Source organism: Pseudomonas sp. H2_D02 (genome assembly GCF_054677635.1).
This window is the reverse complement of sequence record NZ_CP162816.1, coordinates 2,460,183-2,474,135: the sequence shown is the minus strand read 5'-3', so window position 1 is coordinate 2,474,135 and position 13,953 is coordinate 2,460,183. Positions and strand designations below refer to the sequence as shown.

The following is a 13,953-nucleotide window of genomic DNA, read 5'->3' as shown; positions in this document are numbered from 1 at the left end:
GGCAGACCATCGATGTAGGTACAAAAAATATTCATGAATACCTCAGCCAACCTGCTTGGTCGGGCTGTGGTAGATATCAGCGAACATGTCAGCCATGGCTTCTTCGCTGGGTTCTTCCTGCATTTGCACACTCACGGCACGACTGACCAGTTGATGACGGCGCGGCAGATGCAAATCATCCGGGATCCGCGGCCCGTCGGTCAGGTAGGCCACCGGTAGTTCATGACCGATCGCCAGGCTCAACACCTCGCCCAGGCTTGCCGTTTCGTCCAGCTTAGTCAGGATGCAGCCGGCCAGCCCGCAGCGTTTGTAGCTGTGGTATGCGGCGGTTAGAACCTGTTTCTGGCTGGTGGTTGCCAACACGAGATAATTTTTTGACTTGATGCCACGTCCGGCCAGGCTTTCCAGCTGCATGCGCAGGGCCGGATCGCTGGCTTGCAGGCCGGCGGTGTCGATCAGCACGACGCGCTTGCGCATCAGCGGCTCCAGCGCCTGGGCCAGGGATTGGCCCGGGTCCACATGGGTCACCGACACATTGAGGATCCGACCCAGGGTCTTGAGTTGTTCCTGGGCGCCGATGCGGAAACTGTCCATGCTCACCAGGGCGATACTCTGCGCGCCGTACTTGAGGACATAACGGGCCGCGAGCTTGGCCAGGGTGGTGGTCTTGCCCATGCCGGCCGGGCCGACCATGGCGATCACTCCGCCCTCCTCCAGTGGCTCGACTTCCGGCGTGGCGATCATCCGCGCCAGGTGCGCCAGCAGCATGCGCCAGGCCTGGCGAGGCTCTTCGATGCCGTTGATCAGCGCCAGCAGATCGCGCGCCAACGGGCCGGACAAGCCAATGCGTTGCAGGCGACGCCACAGGTTGGCCTGGGCTGGACGGCTGCCTTGCAGTTGGTTCCAGGCCAGCGAGCCGAGCTGGACTTCCATCAGCTCACGCAGGCTGTTGAGTTCGAAGCGCATCGAGTCGAAGGCGCGCGGGTCGACACCGCGGGCAGGCGCAGCAGGCGCCGGCTCCGGGCGACGCGGCTCGGCCGGCGTGGCCTCGACCAGCGGTTCGGCGGCGGTCAGCGGCAGGCCTGCGGTCAATGGCTGGCCGGCGAACAATTGACGATTGGTGCCAGCGCTCGCCGCGCCTTCGCTGCTGCGCAGGCTCAATTCGGCCTGGGCGCTGGCGATACGCGACTGGGTCTTGCGCAGCTCATCCTCGAGTTCCATGTTCGGAACGCGCGGGGCCAGCGCCGACAATTTGTAATCCAGCGCAGCCGTCAGCTCGACACCGCCAGCGATCCGGCGATTGCCAATGATGGCTGCTTCAGCGCCCAGCTCGTCACGTACCAGCTTCATGGCCTGACGCATATCGGCGGCGAAAAAACGCTTCACTTGCATAAACCACTACCTCAGCCGTTGGGCCCTACTGTCGCAACGATGGTCACTTGCTTGTTATCCGGTATTTCCTGGTACGCCAGCACATGCAGCCCCGGGACCGCGAGGCGCCCGAATCGCGAGAGCATCGCGCGAATCGGACCGGCCACCAGCAGGATCACCGGTTGGCCTTGCATCTCTTGCCGCTGGGCTGCGTCGATCAACGAGCGTTGCAGCTTCTCGGCCATGCTTGGCTCCAGCAGGACACCCTCTTCCGAGCCTTGTCCTGCCTTCTGCAGACTATTGAGCAATATCTGTTCCAACCTTGGTTCCAGAGTGATCACAGGCAGCTCAGACTCAGTGCCTACAATGCTTTGGACGATTGCACGGGATACGCCGACCCGCACCGCAGCCACCAGGGCGGCGGTATCTTGACTCTTCGAAGCGTTGTTGGCGATCGCTTCGGCGATGCTGCGGATGTCGCGCACCGGTACCTGTTCTGCCAACAGCGCCTGCAACACCTTGAGCAATTGCGACAGCGAAACCACGCCCGGCACCAGCTCTTCAGCCAGCTTCGGCGAGCCTTTGGCCAGTACTTGCAGGAGTTGCTGGACTTCTTCGTGACCGATCAGCTCGCTGGAGTGCTTGTACAGAATCTGGTTCAAGTGGGTCGCCACCACCGTGCTGGCGTCCACCACGGTATAGCCGAGGGACTGGGCCTGGGCGCGCTGGCTGATTTCGATCCACACCGCTTCCAGGCCGAAAGCCGGATCCTTGGCGGTAATACCGTTGAGCGAACCGTAGACCTGACCTGGGTTGATCGCCAGCTCGCGGTCCGGGTAGATCTCGGCTTCGGCCAGGATCACGCCCATGAGCGTCAGGCGATAGGCGCTCGGCGCCAAGTCGAGGTTGTCGCGGATGTGCACGGTCGGCATCAGGAAGCCCAGGTCCTGGGACAGCTTCTTGCGCACGCCCTTGATCCGCGCCAGCAGTTGACCACCCTGGTTGCGGTCGACCAATGGAATCAGGCGGTAGCCGACTTCCAGGCCAATCATGTCGATCGGCGTCACGTCGTCCCAGCCCAGCTCCTTGGTTTCCATGGCGCGAGCCGGCGATGGCAGCAGTTCCTGCTGGCGCTTGACCTCTTCCAACGCCTGGACCTTTTGCACATTCTGCTTTTTCCAGAACAGGTAGGCACCGCCAGCCGCCAGGGCCGCCATGCTCAGGAAGGAAAAATGCGGCATGCCAGGCACCAGGCCCATCACCGCCATCAGGCCGGCGGCAACAGCCAGGGCCTTGGGCGAGGCGAACATTTGGCGACTGATCTGCTTGCCCATGTCTTCGGAGCCCGAAGCACGGGTCACCATGATCGCAGCGGCTGTGGATAACAGCAGTGATGGCAATTGCGCCACCAAACCGTCACCGATGGTCAACAAGGCGTAAACCTTGCCGGCATCGCCGAAGGTCATGCCATGTTGGAAGATGCCGACGGCCATGCCGCCGATCAGGTTGATGAACAGAATCAACAGGCCGGCGATGGCGTCACCGCGCACGAATTTGCTGGCACCGTCCATGGAACCGTAGAACTCGGCTTCCTGGGCCACTTCCAAGCGTCGCAGCTTGGCCTGGCCCTGGTCGATGAGGCCAGCGTTGAGGTCGGCGTCGATCGCCATTTGCTTGCCGGGCATCGCATCGAGGGTGAAACGTGCGCTCACCTCGGAAATCCGCCCGGCGCCCTTGGTCACCACGACGAAGTTGATGATCATCAAGATCGCAAAAACCACGATACCGACCACGTAGTTACCGCCGATCACCACCTCACCGAAGGCCTGGATCACCTTACCGGCGGCGGCGTGGCCTTCTTGGCCATGAATCATCACCACCCGGGTGGACGCCACGTTGAGCGCCAGGCGCAACAGTGTCGCCACCAGCAGGATGGTCGGGAAGACGGCGAAATCCAGCGGCCGCAGGGCGTATACGCAGACCAGCAGGACCACGATCGACAAGGCGATGTTGAACGTGAAGAACACGTCCAGCAGGAACGGCGGCACCGGCAGCATCATCATGGCGAGCATGACCAGCAGCAACAGCGGCACGCCCAGATTACCCCGGCTGAGGTCTACGACGTTGCTGCGCGCGGTGCTGAGTAACTGAGAGCGATCCACCAATATTCCCCGTTCCTGTGAAGCAAACTTTTGACGCCCGAGAGGGGCGCAGGCGGGGTATTGCAAGAAGCTTTCCAACTTTTGCGAGAGGCTGAAATAGAGCGGCTTGACGTACATCCAGCCCTGTGGGAGAGCCTGCACCCACGCGGTCCTGCGGTCCGCTCGAGAAAAATGATGTATCTGTGGCGAGGGAGCTTGCTCCCGCTCGGCTGCGAAGCAGTCGTAAACCGGCGGGTGCGGAGTGCCTGATGCTCTGCATCTCGCGGCTTAAGGGGCCGCTTCGCGGCCCAGCGGGAGCAAGCTCCCTCGCCACGGGTTCATCGATTGCCTTGATTGAGCAGCATCAGTTCCCACAGAGCTTTTCGTTAGCCGGGATCAGGAATCGCGGCGCAAATCCGGCGGGATCGGCAGGTCCTTTAGCGGTTCGGGGCGCTTGCCCTTGCCGGCGCGGTGCTGGCGGATCTGGTAGACGTACGCCAGGACCTGGGCCACGGCCAGGTACAGGCCTCCCGGAATTTCCTGGTCGAGTTCGGTGGAGTAGTAGATCGACCGCGCCAATGCCGGGGATTCGAGCAGCATCACTTCGTTGGCGACGGCGATCTCGCGGATCTTCAACGCCAGGAAATCGCTGCCCTTGGCCAAGAGGACCGGCGCATTGCCTTTGTCCGGGTCGTACTTGAGCGCGACGGCATAGTGGGTCGGGTTGGTGATGACTACATCGGCGTCGGGAATCGCCGCCATCATCCGGCGCTGGGAGACCTCGCGCTGCAGCTGGCGGATCCGCTGCTTGACCTCCGGCTTGCCCTCCTGATCCTTATATTCGTCGCGGATTTCCTGCTTGGTCATCATCAGCTTCTGCTTGCTTTGGTAGAGCTGGATCGGCACGTCGATGGCGGCGATCAGGATCAAGCCACAGGCCATCCACAAGGTGCTCCAGCCCACCAGTTGCACGCTGTGAATAATGGCCTGTTCCAGCGGCTCATGGGCAATGCGCAGCAAGTCATCGATATCAGCCTGCAATACCGTCAGCGCCACGAAAAGAACCAGGAAAAACTTACCAAGCGCTTTTAACAGCTCCATCAGGGCCGTTGTGGAGAACATCCGCTTGAGCCCACTCGCAGGATTCATTCGGCTGAACTTGGGCGCCATGGTCTTACCGGAAAACAACCACCCGCCCAAGGAAATAGGCCCCAGGAAAGCGGCCAGCAACAAGAAGATCAGCACTGGCTGCACCGCCACGATGGCGATCTTGCCCGAATGCAACAAGTACTGCGCCATGGCCCCAGGGCTGAGCAGCACTTCCCGAGGCAGCGAAAAATTCAGGCGCATGATTTCCAGCAGATCCAAGGCCAGCCCACCACCGTAGATCAGCAAGCCACCAGCGCCGGCGAGCATGATCGCCAAGGTATTGAGTTCTTTGGAACGCGCAATTTCGCCCTTTTCCCTGGATTCTTTCTTGCGCTTCTCCGTGGGGTCTTCTGTCTTGTCCTGACCGCTTTCGCTCTCGGCCATGGTTCAGCGCGCCTGTGCCATGTCGCGTAACAACTGCAAGGCCTGGGTGGCCAGCGGCTGGTACTGGTTGAGGATGTCCCCGAGGCTGACCCAGAAAATCACCATGCCCAACACCAGGGTCAGCGGGAAGCCAATGGAGAAGATGTTCAACTGCGGGGCCGCCCGGGTCATCACGCCGAAGGCGATGTTGACCACCAGCAACGCGGTGATCGCCGGCAACACCAGCACCATGGCCGCGCCGAGTACCCAGCCAAGCTTGCCGGCGATCTCCCAGAAATGATTGACCAGCATCGCGCTGCCCACCGGCATCGTCGTGAAGCTCTCGGTCAAGACCTCGAACACCACCAGGTGCCCGTTCATGGCCAGGAACAACAACGTCACCAGCATCGTCAGGAATTGCCCGATCACCGCGGTGTTGACGCCATTGGTGGGGTCGATCATCGAGGCGAAGGCCATGCCCATCTGGATCGAAATGATCTGCCCGGCGACCACGAATGCCTGGAAAAACAATTGCAGCGAAAAGCCCAGCAAGGCGCCGATAAGGATCTGTTCGGCCACCAACATCAACGCACTGAGATCCAGCGCATTGACCGGCGGCATCGGCGGCAGTCCGGGAGCGATGACCACGGTGATCGCCAGGGCCAGATACAGACGCACGCGCCCCGGCACCAGGGTCGTGCCGAAGACCGGCATGCTCATCAGCACCGCAGTGACGCGGAACAACGGCAGGACAAACGACGCCACCCAGCTACTGATCTGGGTGTCCGTCAACGCGAGCATCGACATCCGGTCAGCCGATCAACTGCGGAATACTGCCGTACAACTGCAGGATGTATTCCATGAAGGTTTGCACCAGCCAGGGACCGGCGACGATCAGCGTGACCAGCATCACCAGCAGGCGCGGCAGGAAACTCAAGGTCTGTTCGTTGATCTGCGTGGCGGCCTGGAACATCGCCACCAGCAGGCCCACCAGCAGGCTCGGGATCACCAGGATGGCAACCATCATGGTGGTCAGCCAGAGGGCTTCGCGGAATAGGTCTACCGCAACTTCAGGCGTCATATCGTGTTACCCGCGCAAGTGGTCTAGACACCGCCGAAACTGCCCGCCAGGGTGCCGATGATCAACGCCCAGCCATCCACCAGCACAAACAACATGATCTTGAACGGCAGGGAAATGATCAGCGGCGACAGCATCATCATGCCCATGGCCATGAGGATACTGGCGACCACCAGGTCGATGATCAGGAACGGGATGAAAATCATGAAACCGATCTGGAACGCAGTCTTCAACTCGGACGTCACGAACAGCCGGCACCAGGATCGTCAGCGGAGCCTGGTCAGGACTGGCGATGTCGGTGCGCTTGGACAGGCGCATGAACAGGTCCAGGTCGCTGCTGCGAGTCTGGGCGAGCATGAAATCCTTGATCGGCACCTGAGCCTTGGCCACGGCGTCCTGGGCACTGAGTTTTTCCGCCAGGTAGGGTTGCAGCGCGTCCTGGTTCACCCGGTCGAATACCGGCGCCATGATGAACATGGTCAGGAACAGCGCCATGCCGGTGAGGATCTGGTTCGACGGCGTCTGTTGCAGCCCCAGCGCCTGGCGCAGGATGGAAAAGACGATGATGATCCGAGTGAAACTGGTCATCAGCATGACAAACGCCGGGATGAAACTCAGCGCAGTCATGATCAGCAGGATCTGCAGGCTGACCGAGTATTCCTGTGCCCCTTCGGCATTGGTGCCGAGGGTGATCGCCGGGATCGACAGCGGATCGGCGGCAAACGCCAACGGCGCAGCCAGCATCAGGGCCAACGCCAACAGAATGCGCAACGGCATTACTTTTTATCCTTTTGATCTTTACCCAGCAGTTCCATGAGCCGCTGGGCAAATTCGGGGGTGGCCTGCTCAGCGGAGGGCACCTGGACCGGCTCCTTGAGAACGTGCAGCGCGGTGATGGTGCCGGGGCTCAGCCCCAGCAGGATCTGCTCGTTGCCTACCTGCACCAGCACCAGCCGATCCCGCGGGCCCAACGCCCGGGAACTGATGATGTCGATGACCTGACCTTTGCCGGCGGGCCCCGCCTGTTGCACGCGCCGCAGCATCCACGCCAGGAAGAAAATCACCCCGAGCACCAGGAGCAGCCCCAGCACCAGTTGCGCCAACTGCCCGGCGATGCCGCTGCCACTGGCCGGCGCAACGGCCGCATTGGCCACCGGCTCGGCCGCCAGCACACTGAACGGCAGCATCAAGGCTGCGGCGAAAAAACCTTTCATTCAGCGCAGCTTCTTGATGCGTTCGCTCGGGCTGATCACGTCCGTCAGGCGAATGCCGAACTTCTCGTTGACCACCACCACCTCGCCATGGGCGATCAAGGTGCCGTTGACCAACACGTCCAGCGGCTCACCGGCCAGGCGATCGAGTTCGATGACCGAACCCTGGTTGAGCTGCAGCAGGTTGCGGATGTTGATGTCGGTGCTGCCCACTTCCATGGAAATCGACACCGGGATGTCGAGGATCACGTCCAGGTTCGGCCCGTCGAGCGTCACTTGCTCGTTGCTTTTTGGCACGCTGCCGAACTCTTCCATCTGCAGGCGGTTGGACGCGTGGGCGCCGGTATCGGCTGCCAGCAACGCATCGATGTCGGCCTGCCCGGCGTCGCCGGTTTCTTCCAGGGCCGCAGCCCACTCGTCGGCCAGCGCCTGGTCATCCTGGGTATTCATATCGTCAGCCATCATGTTTCCTCGGCGGGCAAAAATTCAGTTAAAAACGAAAACTTAAGAAATTGACAGCGCTCAGCGGCGTTCGATCGGCTCGATTACCTGCAACGCCAGGTTGCCTTTGTGAGAGCCCATCTTGACCTTGAAGGCCGGCACGCCATTGGCACGCATGATCATGTCTTCCGGCATCTCGACGGGGATGATGTCCCCCGGCTGCATGTGCAGGATGTCCCGCAGGCGCAGCTGGCGCCGGGCAACCGTCGCGCCGATCGGCACGTCGACGTCCAGCACGTCCTGGCGCAAGGCGTTGATCCAGCGTTCGTCCTGGTCGTCGAGGTCCGACTGGAAACCGGCGTCGAGCATTTCACGCACCGGCTCGATCATCGAATACGGCATGGTCACGTGCAGGTCGCCGCCGCCGCCGTCGAGTTCGATGTGGAACGTCGAGACGACAATGGCTTCGCTCGGGCCGACAATGTTCGCCATGGCCGGGTTCACTTCCGAGTTGATGTACTCGAAGTTCACTTCCATGATCGCCTGCCAGGCTTCCTTCAAGTCGACGAAGGCCTGTTCCAGCACCATGCGCACGACGCGCAGCTCCGTCGGGGTGAATTCGCGACCTTCGATCTTGGCGTGACGACCGTCGCCGCCGAAGAAGTTGTCCACCAGCTTGAAGACCAGTTTGGCATCAAGAATGAACAGCGCCGTACCGCGCAGCGGCTTGATCTTCACCAGGTTGAGGCTGGTGGGCACGTACAGCGAGTGCACGTATTCGCCGAACTTCATCACCTGCACGCCACCCACGGCCACGTCGGCCGAGCGGCGCAGCATGTTGAACATGCTGATACGGGTGTAGCGGGCGAAACGCTCGTTGATCATTTCCAGGGTCGGCATGCGTCCGCGAACGATGCGGTCCTGGCTGGTCAGGTCGTAGCTTTTGACGCTGCCCGGGTCAGCAGCGTTTTCGGTTTGCACCAGGCCGTCGTCGACACCGTGCAACAGCGCGTCGATTTCGTCCTGGGACAACAAGTCCTGCACGGCCATGTCGTGTTTCCTACTGCAATACGAAGTTAGTGAAGAGCAACTGTTCGATCACCACTTTGCCAAGCTCTTTCTGGGCCACTTCCTGCACGCTGGCCGTGGCTTTCTGACGCAGCATTTCCTGGCCGACCGGGGTGGCGAGGGTGTCGAAACTCTGTCCGGAAAACAGCATCACCAGGTTATTGCGGATCAATGGCATGTGCACACGCAACGCTTCCAGGTCGGCCTGGTTGCGGCCCTGCAACGTGATGCTGACCTGCATGTAGCGTTGACGACCGTTCACGGTGTAGTTGGCAACGAAGGCCGGAGCCATGGGCTCGAAAATCGCCGGCTGCTTGCCCACCGGTGCGGCTTCCGCCGCCGGTGCCGGCTTGCTTTGGGCGCTGTGCATGAAATACCAGGTCGCCCCCACCGAAACGCCCATCGCCAGGAGCAAGCCCACCACGATCAGGATGATCATCTTGAGTTTGCCTTTGGTTGCAGGGTCTTTTACAGCTGCTGCTTCACTCTTCGCCATGCCAATAATCCGTCACTAATCGGGGGGTTCACTGTTGCATGGCTAGGCAGGAGCAAGTGTTATGCCAGAAGTGTCCGCACTTGGAGTAGCGAGCTTGATGCGATCTCCAGGGACCGCAGAAACCAATGTGGGAGCGAGCTTGCTCGCGATAGCGGTGGATCAGTTCCGAACAAGGTGACTGACAAATCCGCTATCGCGAGCAAGCTCGCTCCCACAGGGGTTGTTGCATTGAATCAGGCGTAGTAGTCGACCGCACTGGTGCCGATGACGCTGGTCGTGCTGGCAGCCACTTCAGCGATGCTGGCGGGAGCGGCTTCATCCACCGAATCCACCCGCCCGCCCGAGGACGTCGTGCGTCCGGCCTGGGCCTGCTGCTGGGCTTGTTGGTCCTGGTTCTGCGAACCACGGGATTGATCCGACACGTTCACGTCGACCTGCCCCATGCCTTGCTGGGCAAAGCTGTCGCGCAAGCGATGCATCTGGCCTTCGAGGGCTTCACGAACGCCAGCGTGGGCGCTCATGAAGGTGACTTGGGTCTGCTGGTCCGGAACCATGTTCACCCGGATGTCCAGGCGCCCGAGTTCGGCCGGCTGCAACTGGATGTCGGCCGCCTTGAGATTGGCGCTCGACAAGTACATTACCCGGTTGACCACTTCCTCGGTCCAGCCGCTCTGGTTCATGGCGATGGGCTGGTTGACCGGCACCGCGTTGGCGGTTTTCGGCGTGGCGGCCTGGGTCAGTGCCGCCAAGCGATTGGCAAAGTCATCGACGCGGGTATCGCTCGAAGCCGCGGTCAGGTCCTTTAGGCCTTCGCTGATCAGGCCACTGAACGCCTTGTCGCCACCCTGGCTGCCGGCACCGGTGCTGTCCTGGTCGGCTTGCACAGTGAGCATGCTGGCCATGCCGGCGGCAAACGTCTGGGCCGAGGTCGGTTCGCCATCGGGCGAGGACGTCGGGGCGGCCTTGGGTTGCGCCTGGCTGGAAGCCGACACATGACCGCCCTGCTCCATCGCCAACCGCAAGGCTGGCAGCGCGTCGAGCGGATCAGCTTGCGGGTCGAACTCCGGATCCGTCACGGGTGCCGGGGCATTGGCCGCCGTCGTCGGAACAACGGCAGCCGCCACCGCAGCGGTGACTTGAGCATCGGCCGCAACCACCACGGGGGCGGGCTGAACCTCGGCAGTGGTCACCGCAACGACCGGCAACAACGCAGGATCAAGGGTTGGATCGACAGGCGCGGCGTCCGCTACGGGCTTCTCGGCCGCTTCGGTATCGTCATCCTGCGCAGTCTTGTCGTCGGCAGCAGCCGGCTTGTCGGCGGGCAAGGGTTTGCCGCTATCGGCAACCACCGGCTCCGGAGCGGCAGCCGTATCGCTGTCGACATCCTTTTTGACGGAGGTGTCGGAAGTCTTGTCGCGCCCCGGCTTTAGCGACGGCTCAACGACCGTCGGTGATTTGACGGGGGCCTGCTTGGCGAAGACCTGAGCGAAGCTGGAGGCTTTATTCCCGGCTTCCGGGCCCGCTGCCAGCGGATTGACGGCGGCCTGCGGCTTGGCCGGAGCAGTGGCCTGCAGGAGTGTATTGGGCGTAACAGGCATAAAATGGTCTCCGCTGCACTGGAATCAAGATGCAGTCGAGACAGGACAATGCAAGGGACGGGCCAACGCGTCGGACGACATCGTTTCAGCAATGAAAGCCTTCACGCTCTTCCCGGCAAAGCGTGCGGACGAAGGCAAACTCGCTGTCGATTTCATTGACCAGTTTTTCGATACCACCCAGCGACGGCTGTTTGGCGCGTTGCTCCAGCTCACCACACAGCTCAGCCAGGCGCAGGGCACCCATGTTGCTGCTACTGCCCTTGAAACTGTGGGCCGTGGCGCTCAGCTTTTCGGCGTCCCTGGCTTCATGCAGCACACGCAGGCGTGCTTCGGAATCCTCGAGGAAGGTGTCCAGCAATTCCGGATACCCGTCCTCCATGACTTCCCTCAACGTGCTGAGCACGTCGCGATCGAGATGAATTTCACTCACTTGCTCGCTCCCTGATCAAGATTGGCTCCGATTATGCCAGAGCCTCCCAGAAAAACTCCACGCGTGCACTACGACCATCGTCGGACCAGGAGGCCCGCTGGCAGAGTTGACGCACCAGGCTCACGCCACGCCCAGATAATCGGTCGCGATCCACGGGTCGCGCCATCACCTTGGCAACATCGAAGCCCTTGCCGCTGTCCTCGACCTCAATGACCAGACAGCCACCGTCACCATTGGGGGTGACGTGCAAATGCACCCGCACATGGCCATCGCTCAACGCGTCCAGGCGCTCGTTGCGCTCGCGGTAGTAACGGGCGAAACCCGTCGCATCGCGCTTGAGGCTGGAGTCCAACCCCAACACCCCATGTTCCAGGGCGTTGGAATACAGCTCCGACAGTACGCTGTAAAGGGCGCCACTGTGTGCCCTGAGCCCATGAACCTCAAGCAGCAATTGCAAAAGGTAAGGCATCGGGTTGAACCGCTTGAGCGTCTGCGCCCGGAATTCAAAGCTTACCGACCAGTCCAGCGGACTGGACTGGCCGCTATCGGAATAGACCGGAGGCGGCGGATTGAGTTGCGTCGGGGCGACGAGACGCACCTCGATCATGCTGAAGTCGTCACGGGCCTCGCCGCGAAAATCCTGCAGGGCTTGCTGGATATCTTCGAACAGGCGGTCGGGCTCACGGTTGGCCGAAAATACCTGCTGCAACCGCTCCACGCCAAACGGCTGGTCGTCGCGGTCACTGGTCTCGATCACGCCATCGGACAGCAGGAACACCCGATCGCCCACCGACATAGGGTGGACTTCGGTGCGGTCGTCAAACAACTGAGGCGTCAGTACGCCCAACGGCAAATGCCGCGCTCGGCAACGGTGTGCGTACGCCAGTGAGGCTGTCGTGCAGATAACCGTCGGGCATGCCACCGTTCCAGATCTCTACGGTGCAGCGCTGGAAACTCAGGCACAGCAGCGTCGCGCAACAGAACATATCCACCGGCAGGATGCGCTTGAGCTTGGCATTCATCTCCCGCAGGATCTGCGCCAGGCCGTAGCCCTTGGCGGTCATCCCGTAGAACACTTCCGCCAGCGGCATCGCCCCCACCGCCGTCCGGCAATCCGTGACCCGTAAAGTCCCCGAGCAGGATATGCATGTCGCCGGCCGGATTGAACGCGGCCAACAGCAGATCGCCGTTGAACAAGGCGTAGGGCGATTGCAGGTAACGGATGTTCGGCGCGCTCAGGCAGCCGGAGTGGGCAATCTTGTCGAATACCGCCTTGGCGACCCGCTGCTCGTTGAGCAGATAGTCATGGTGCCGGGCGATCTGGTCGCGCTGCTCCACCACCGTGGCTTGCAGCCGACGCAAACGGTCCATCGCCTTGATCTTGGCGGCCAGGATTACTTGGTTATAGGGTTTTGCCAGGAAGTCATCACCACCGGCCTCGAGGCATCGGGCAAGCCCTTCGCTTTCGGTCAACGAGGTGAGAAAGATGATCGGGACCAGTTGATCCCCGGCCAACTGCTTGATCTTCTGCGCCGCTTCAAAACCATCCATGACCGGCATCATCGCGTCCATCAACACAAGATGCGGACGCTGTTGCAGATAGACCTCGACCGCCTCGGCACCGTCAGCCGCAGTGAGCACGTGATGGCCCTGGCGACGGACGATGGTCGACAACAGCAGTCGATCGGCGGCACTGTCTTCGGCAATCAGGATCGTCAGCGGCTCCGGCGACGATTGCATGGCGATCAACTGATATCGAACAGCTTGTCGAAATTGGAGATCGCGAGGATTTTCTTGACGTCGCTGCTGCTGTTGACGACGCGGATATCCGATTCGTCGCCACCGGCATGGTCACGCAACAGCAGGAGCATGCCCAACGCAGAACTGTCGAGGTAAGTGGCTTCTTTCAGATCCACCACGATGGACTCGGGTTTCGTGTTGAGCTTTTCATAAGACTCACGAAACTCCTGGTGCCGGCCAAAATCGAAGCGACCCTTGATCGAGATCGTCAGTTTTTGCCCATCCGGAGATACTTCGGTAATGACAGACATATTCACTTCCTTGTCATGGACATACGTGTACAAGGTTTAGCACTTGGTAGAGGTCTGAGCAAGGTTTCAAATCGCCTACCCGACAAAACCCTACCGCCGTTATCAATACGGATCGTGGCGCGGCAGCCGCTGGGACAGCTCGTCCAGCAATTTCTGCTCACGCTTGTCCTCCAATTGCCGCGCCTCGTCGATGTAGCGCTGTACGAGTTTGCGCAACCCTTCAACGCGAGCGAACGCCTCTTGCCAGCTCTGGCGGGCCTTCTCCAGGTTGTTCTGGTGCCAGACCAGGCTCTGGCGCTGCTGGTCGATGGCCGTGCCCAACTGCGCGAGGAATCCTTGGTAGCCCAATAGCCATTGTCCGGAAACGCCATGGCTGCCGCGGGCGATCCACTGCTCCTGGTATTCGAGGCGAAAATTTTCCAGGTCCGCCAACTTGCTTTCGGCAACCGCCACCTGCCCCTGAAAATAGGCCAGCCGCTGGACGGCGGTCTTCTCGGCCTTTTCGGCCATGTCCACCACTGGCGCCAGGCGCGCCGCACGACTCATGCCCATGATT

The 13,953-nt window shown here is 61.2% G+C and carries 13 protein-coding genes and 2 pseudogenes; all 15 read right to left on the bottom strand.

Annotated features, from left to right (window positions below; translation table 11 throughout):
- Positions 1 to 42: 42 nt before the first annotated feature.
- The 15 genes and pseudogenes from flhF to fliJ all read right to left on the bottom strand — a co-directional run bounded on the left by flhF (position 43) and on the right by fliJ (position 13,949).
- A complete protein-coding gene (gene flhF, locus AB4N42_RS11505) occupies positions 43 to 1,392 on the bottom strand; it encodes a flagellar biosynthesis protein FlhF (protein ID WP_030141069.1) in 1,350 nt (449 codons plus the stop codon).
- An 11-nt stretch (positions 1,393 to 1,403) separates the two neighbouring features.
- Positions 1,404 to 3,533: a flagellar biosynthesis protein FlhA gene (flhA, locus tag AB4N42_RS11500; RefSeq protein ID WP_198797727.1), complete on the bottom strand. Its 2,130-nt coding sequence runs from the start codon at positions 3,531 to 3,533 to the stop codon at positions 1,404 to 1,406.
- A gap of 375 nt (positions 3,534 to 3,908) precedes the next feature.
- Positions 3,909 to 5,045 (bottom strand): flagellar biosynthesis protein FlhB, encoded by a 1,137-nt coding sequence (gene flhB / locus AB4N42_RS11495; RefSeq protein WP_030141071.1) that lies wholly within the window; start codon positions 5,043 to 5,045, stop codon positions 3,909 to 3,911.
- A gap of 3 nt (positions 5,046 to 5,048) precedes the next feature.
- Positions 5,049 to 5,825 carry a flagellar biosynthetic protein FliR gene (fliR, locus tag AB4N42_RS11490; protein WP_437127698.1) on the bottom strand — a complete coding sequence of 259 codons (777 nt, stop codon included), beginning with the start codon at positions 5,823 to 5,825 and terminating at the stop codon, positions 5,049 to 5,051.
- Between the two features lie 10 nt (positions 5,826 to 5,835).
- Entirely contained in the window at positions 5,836 to 6,105 is a 270-nt protein-coding gene (gene fliQ, locus AB4N42_RS11485) for a flagellar biosynthesis protein FliQ (protein WP_003184009.1), read from the bottom strand.
- Positions 6,106 to 6,128: 23 nt separating this feature from the next.
- Positions 6,129 to 6,879: pseudogene (gene fliP / locus AB4N42_RS11480) on the bottom strand (flagellar type III secretion system pore protein FliP).
- A complete protein-coding gene (fliO, locus tag AB4N42_RS11475) occupies positions 6,879 to 7,316 on the bottom strand; it encodes a flagellar biosynthetic protein FliO (protein ID WP_030141074.1) in 438 nt (145 codons plus the stop codon). Before fliO ends, fliP begins: the two are co-directional and overlap by 1 nt.
- Positions 7,317 to 7,775 carry a flagellar motor switch protein FliN gene (fliN, locus tag AB4N42_RS11470; RefSeq protein ID WP_030141075.1) on the bottom strand — a complete coding sequence of 153 codons (459 nt, stop codon included), beginning with the start codon at positions 7,773 to 7,775 and terminating at the stop codon, positions 7,317 to 7,319. It abuts the gene before it with no gap.
- A 60-nt stretch (positions 7,776 to 7,835) separates the two neighbouring features.
- Positions 7,836 to 8,804, bottom strand: coding sequence for a flagellar motor switch protein FliM (gene fliM, locus AB4N42_RS11465; RefSeq protein ID WP_030141076.1), 969 nt, complete (start codon positions 8,802 to 8,804; stop codon positions 7,836 to 7,838).
- Between the two features lie 10 nt (positions 8,805 to 8,814).
- Positions 8,815 to 9,318, bottom strand: coding sequence for a flagellar basal body-associated protein FliL (gene fliL, locus AB4N42_RS11460; RefSeq protein ID WP_030141077.1), 504 nt, complete (start codon positions 9,316 to 9,318; stop codon positions 8,815 to 8,817).
- Positions 9,319 to 9,551: 233 nt separating this feature from the next.
- Complete coding sequence (locus tag AB4N42_RS11455) at positions 9,552 to 10,916, bottom strand: flagellar hook-length control protein FliK (RefSeq protein ID WP_460116201.1); 1,365 nt, start codon at positions 10,914 to 10,916, stop codon at positions 9,552 to 9,554.
- 85 nt (positions 10,917 to 11,001) lie between these two features.
- Entirely contained in the window at positions 11,002 to 11,346 is a 345-nt protein-coding gene (locus tag AB4N42_RS11450; RefSeq protein ID WP_030141079.1) for an Hpt domain-containing protein, read from the bottom strand.
- A gap of 31 nt (positions 11,347 to 11,377) precedes the next feature.
- A pseudogene (locus AB4N42_RS11445) lies at positions 11,378 to 13,086 on the bottom strand (ATP-binding SpoIIE family protein phosphatase).
- Between the two features lie 5 nt (positions 13,087 to 13,091).
- Positions 13,092 to 13,397, bottom strand: a complete 306-nt coding sequence (locus tag AB4N42_RS11440; protein ID WP_030141081.1) for an STAS domain-containing protein — start codon at positions 13,395 to 13,397, stop codon at positions 13,092 to 13,094.
- 102 nt (positions 13,398 to 13,499) lie between these two features.
- Positions 13,500 to 13,949 carry a flagellar export protein FliJ gene (gene fliJ, locus AB4N42_RS11435; protein ID WP_030141082.1) on the bottom strand — a complete coding sequence of 150 codons (450 nt, stop codon included), beginning with the start codon at positions 13,947 to 13,949 and terminating at the stop codon, positions 13,500 to 13,502.
- Positions 13,950 to 13,953 lie beyond the last annotated feature (4 nt).

What these genes read in the sequence shown, in the direction of transcription:
- flhF (WP_030141069.1), bottom strand. Translation starts at nt 1,392, where the DNA reads ATGCAAGTGAAGCGTTTTTTCGCCGCCGATATGCGTCAGGCCATGAAG.
- fliQ (WP_003184009.1), bottom strand. Translation starts at nt 6,105, where the DNA reads ATGACGCCTGAAGTTGCGGTAGACCTATTCCGCGAAGCCCTCTGGCTG.
- fliM (WP_030141076.1), bottom strand. Translation starts at nt 8,804, where the DNA reads ATGGCCGTGCAGGACTTGTTGTCCCAGGACGAAATCGACGCGCTGTTG.
- AB4N42_RS11455 (WP_460116201.1), bottom strand. Translation starts at nt 10,916, where the DNA reads ATGCCTGTTACGCCCAATACACTCCTGCAGGCCACTGCTCCGGCCAAG.
- AB4N42_RS11440 (WP_030141081.1), bottom strand. Translation starts at nt 13,397, where the DNA reads ATGTCTGTCATTACCGAAGTATCTCCGGATGGGCAAAAACTGACGATC.
- flhB (WP_030141071.1), bottom strand. Translation starts at nt 5,045, where the DNA reads ATGGCCGAGAGCGAAAGCGGTCAGGACAAGACAGAAGACCCCACGGAG.
- fliR (WP_437127698.1), bottom strand. Translation starts at nt 5,825, where the DNA reads ATGCTCGCGTTGACGGACACCCAGATCAGTAGCTGGGTGGCGTCGTTT.
- fliO (WP_030141074.1), bottom strand. Translation starts at nt 7,316, where the DNA reads ATGAAAGGTTTTTTCGCCGCAGCCTTGATGCTGCCGTTCAGTGTGCTG.
- fliN (WP_030141075.1), bottom strand. Translation starts at nt 7,775, where the DNA reads ATGGCTGACGATATGAATACCCAGGATGACCAGGCGCTGGCCGACGAG.
- fliJ (WP_030141082.1), bottom strand. Translation starts at nt 13,949, where the DNA reads ATGGGCATGAGTCGTGCGGCGCGCCTGGCGCCAGTGGTGGACATGGCC.
- fliL (WP_030141077.1), bottom strand. Translation starts at nt 9,318, where the DNA reads ATGGCGAAGAGTGAAGCAGCAGCTGTAAAAGACCCTGCAACCAAAGGC.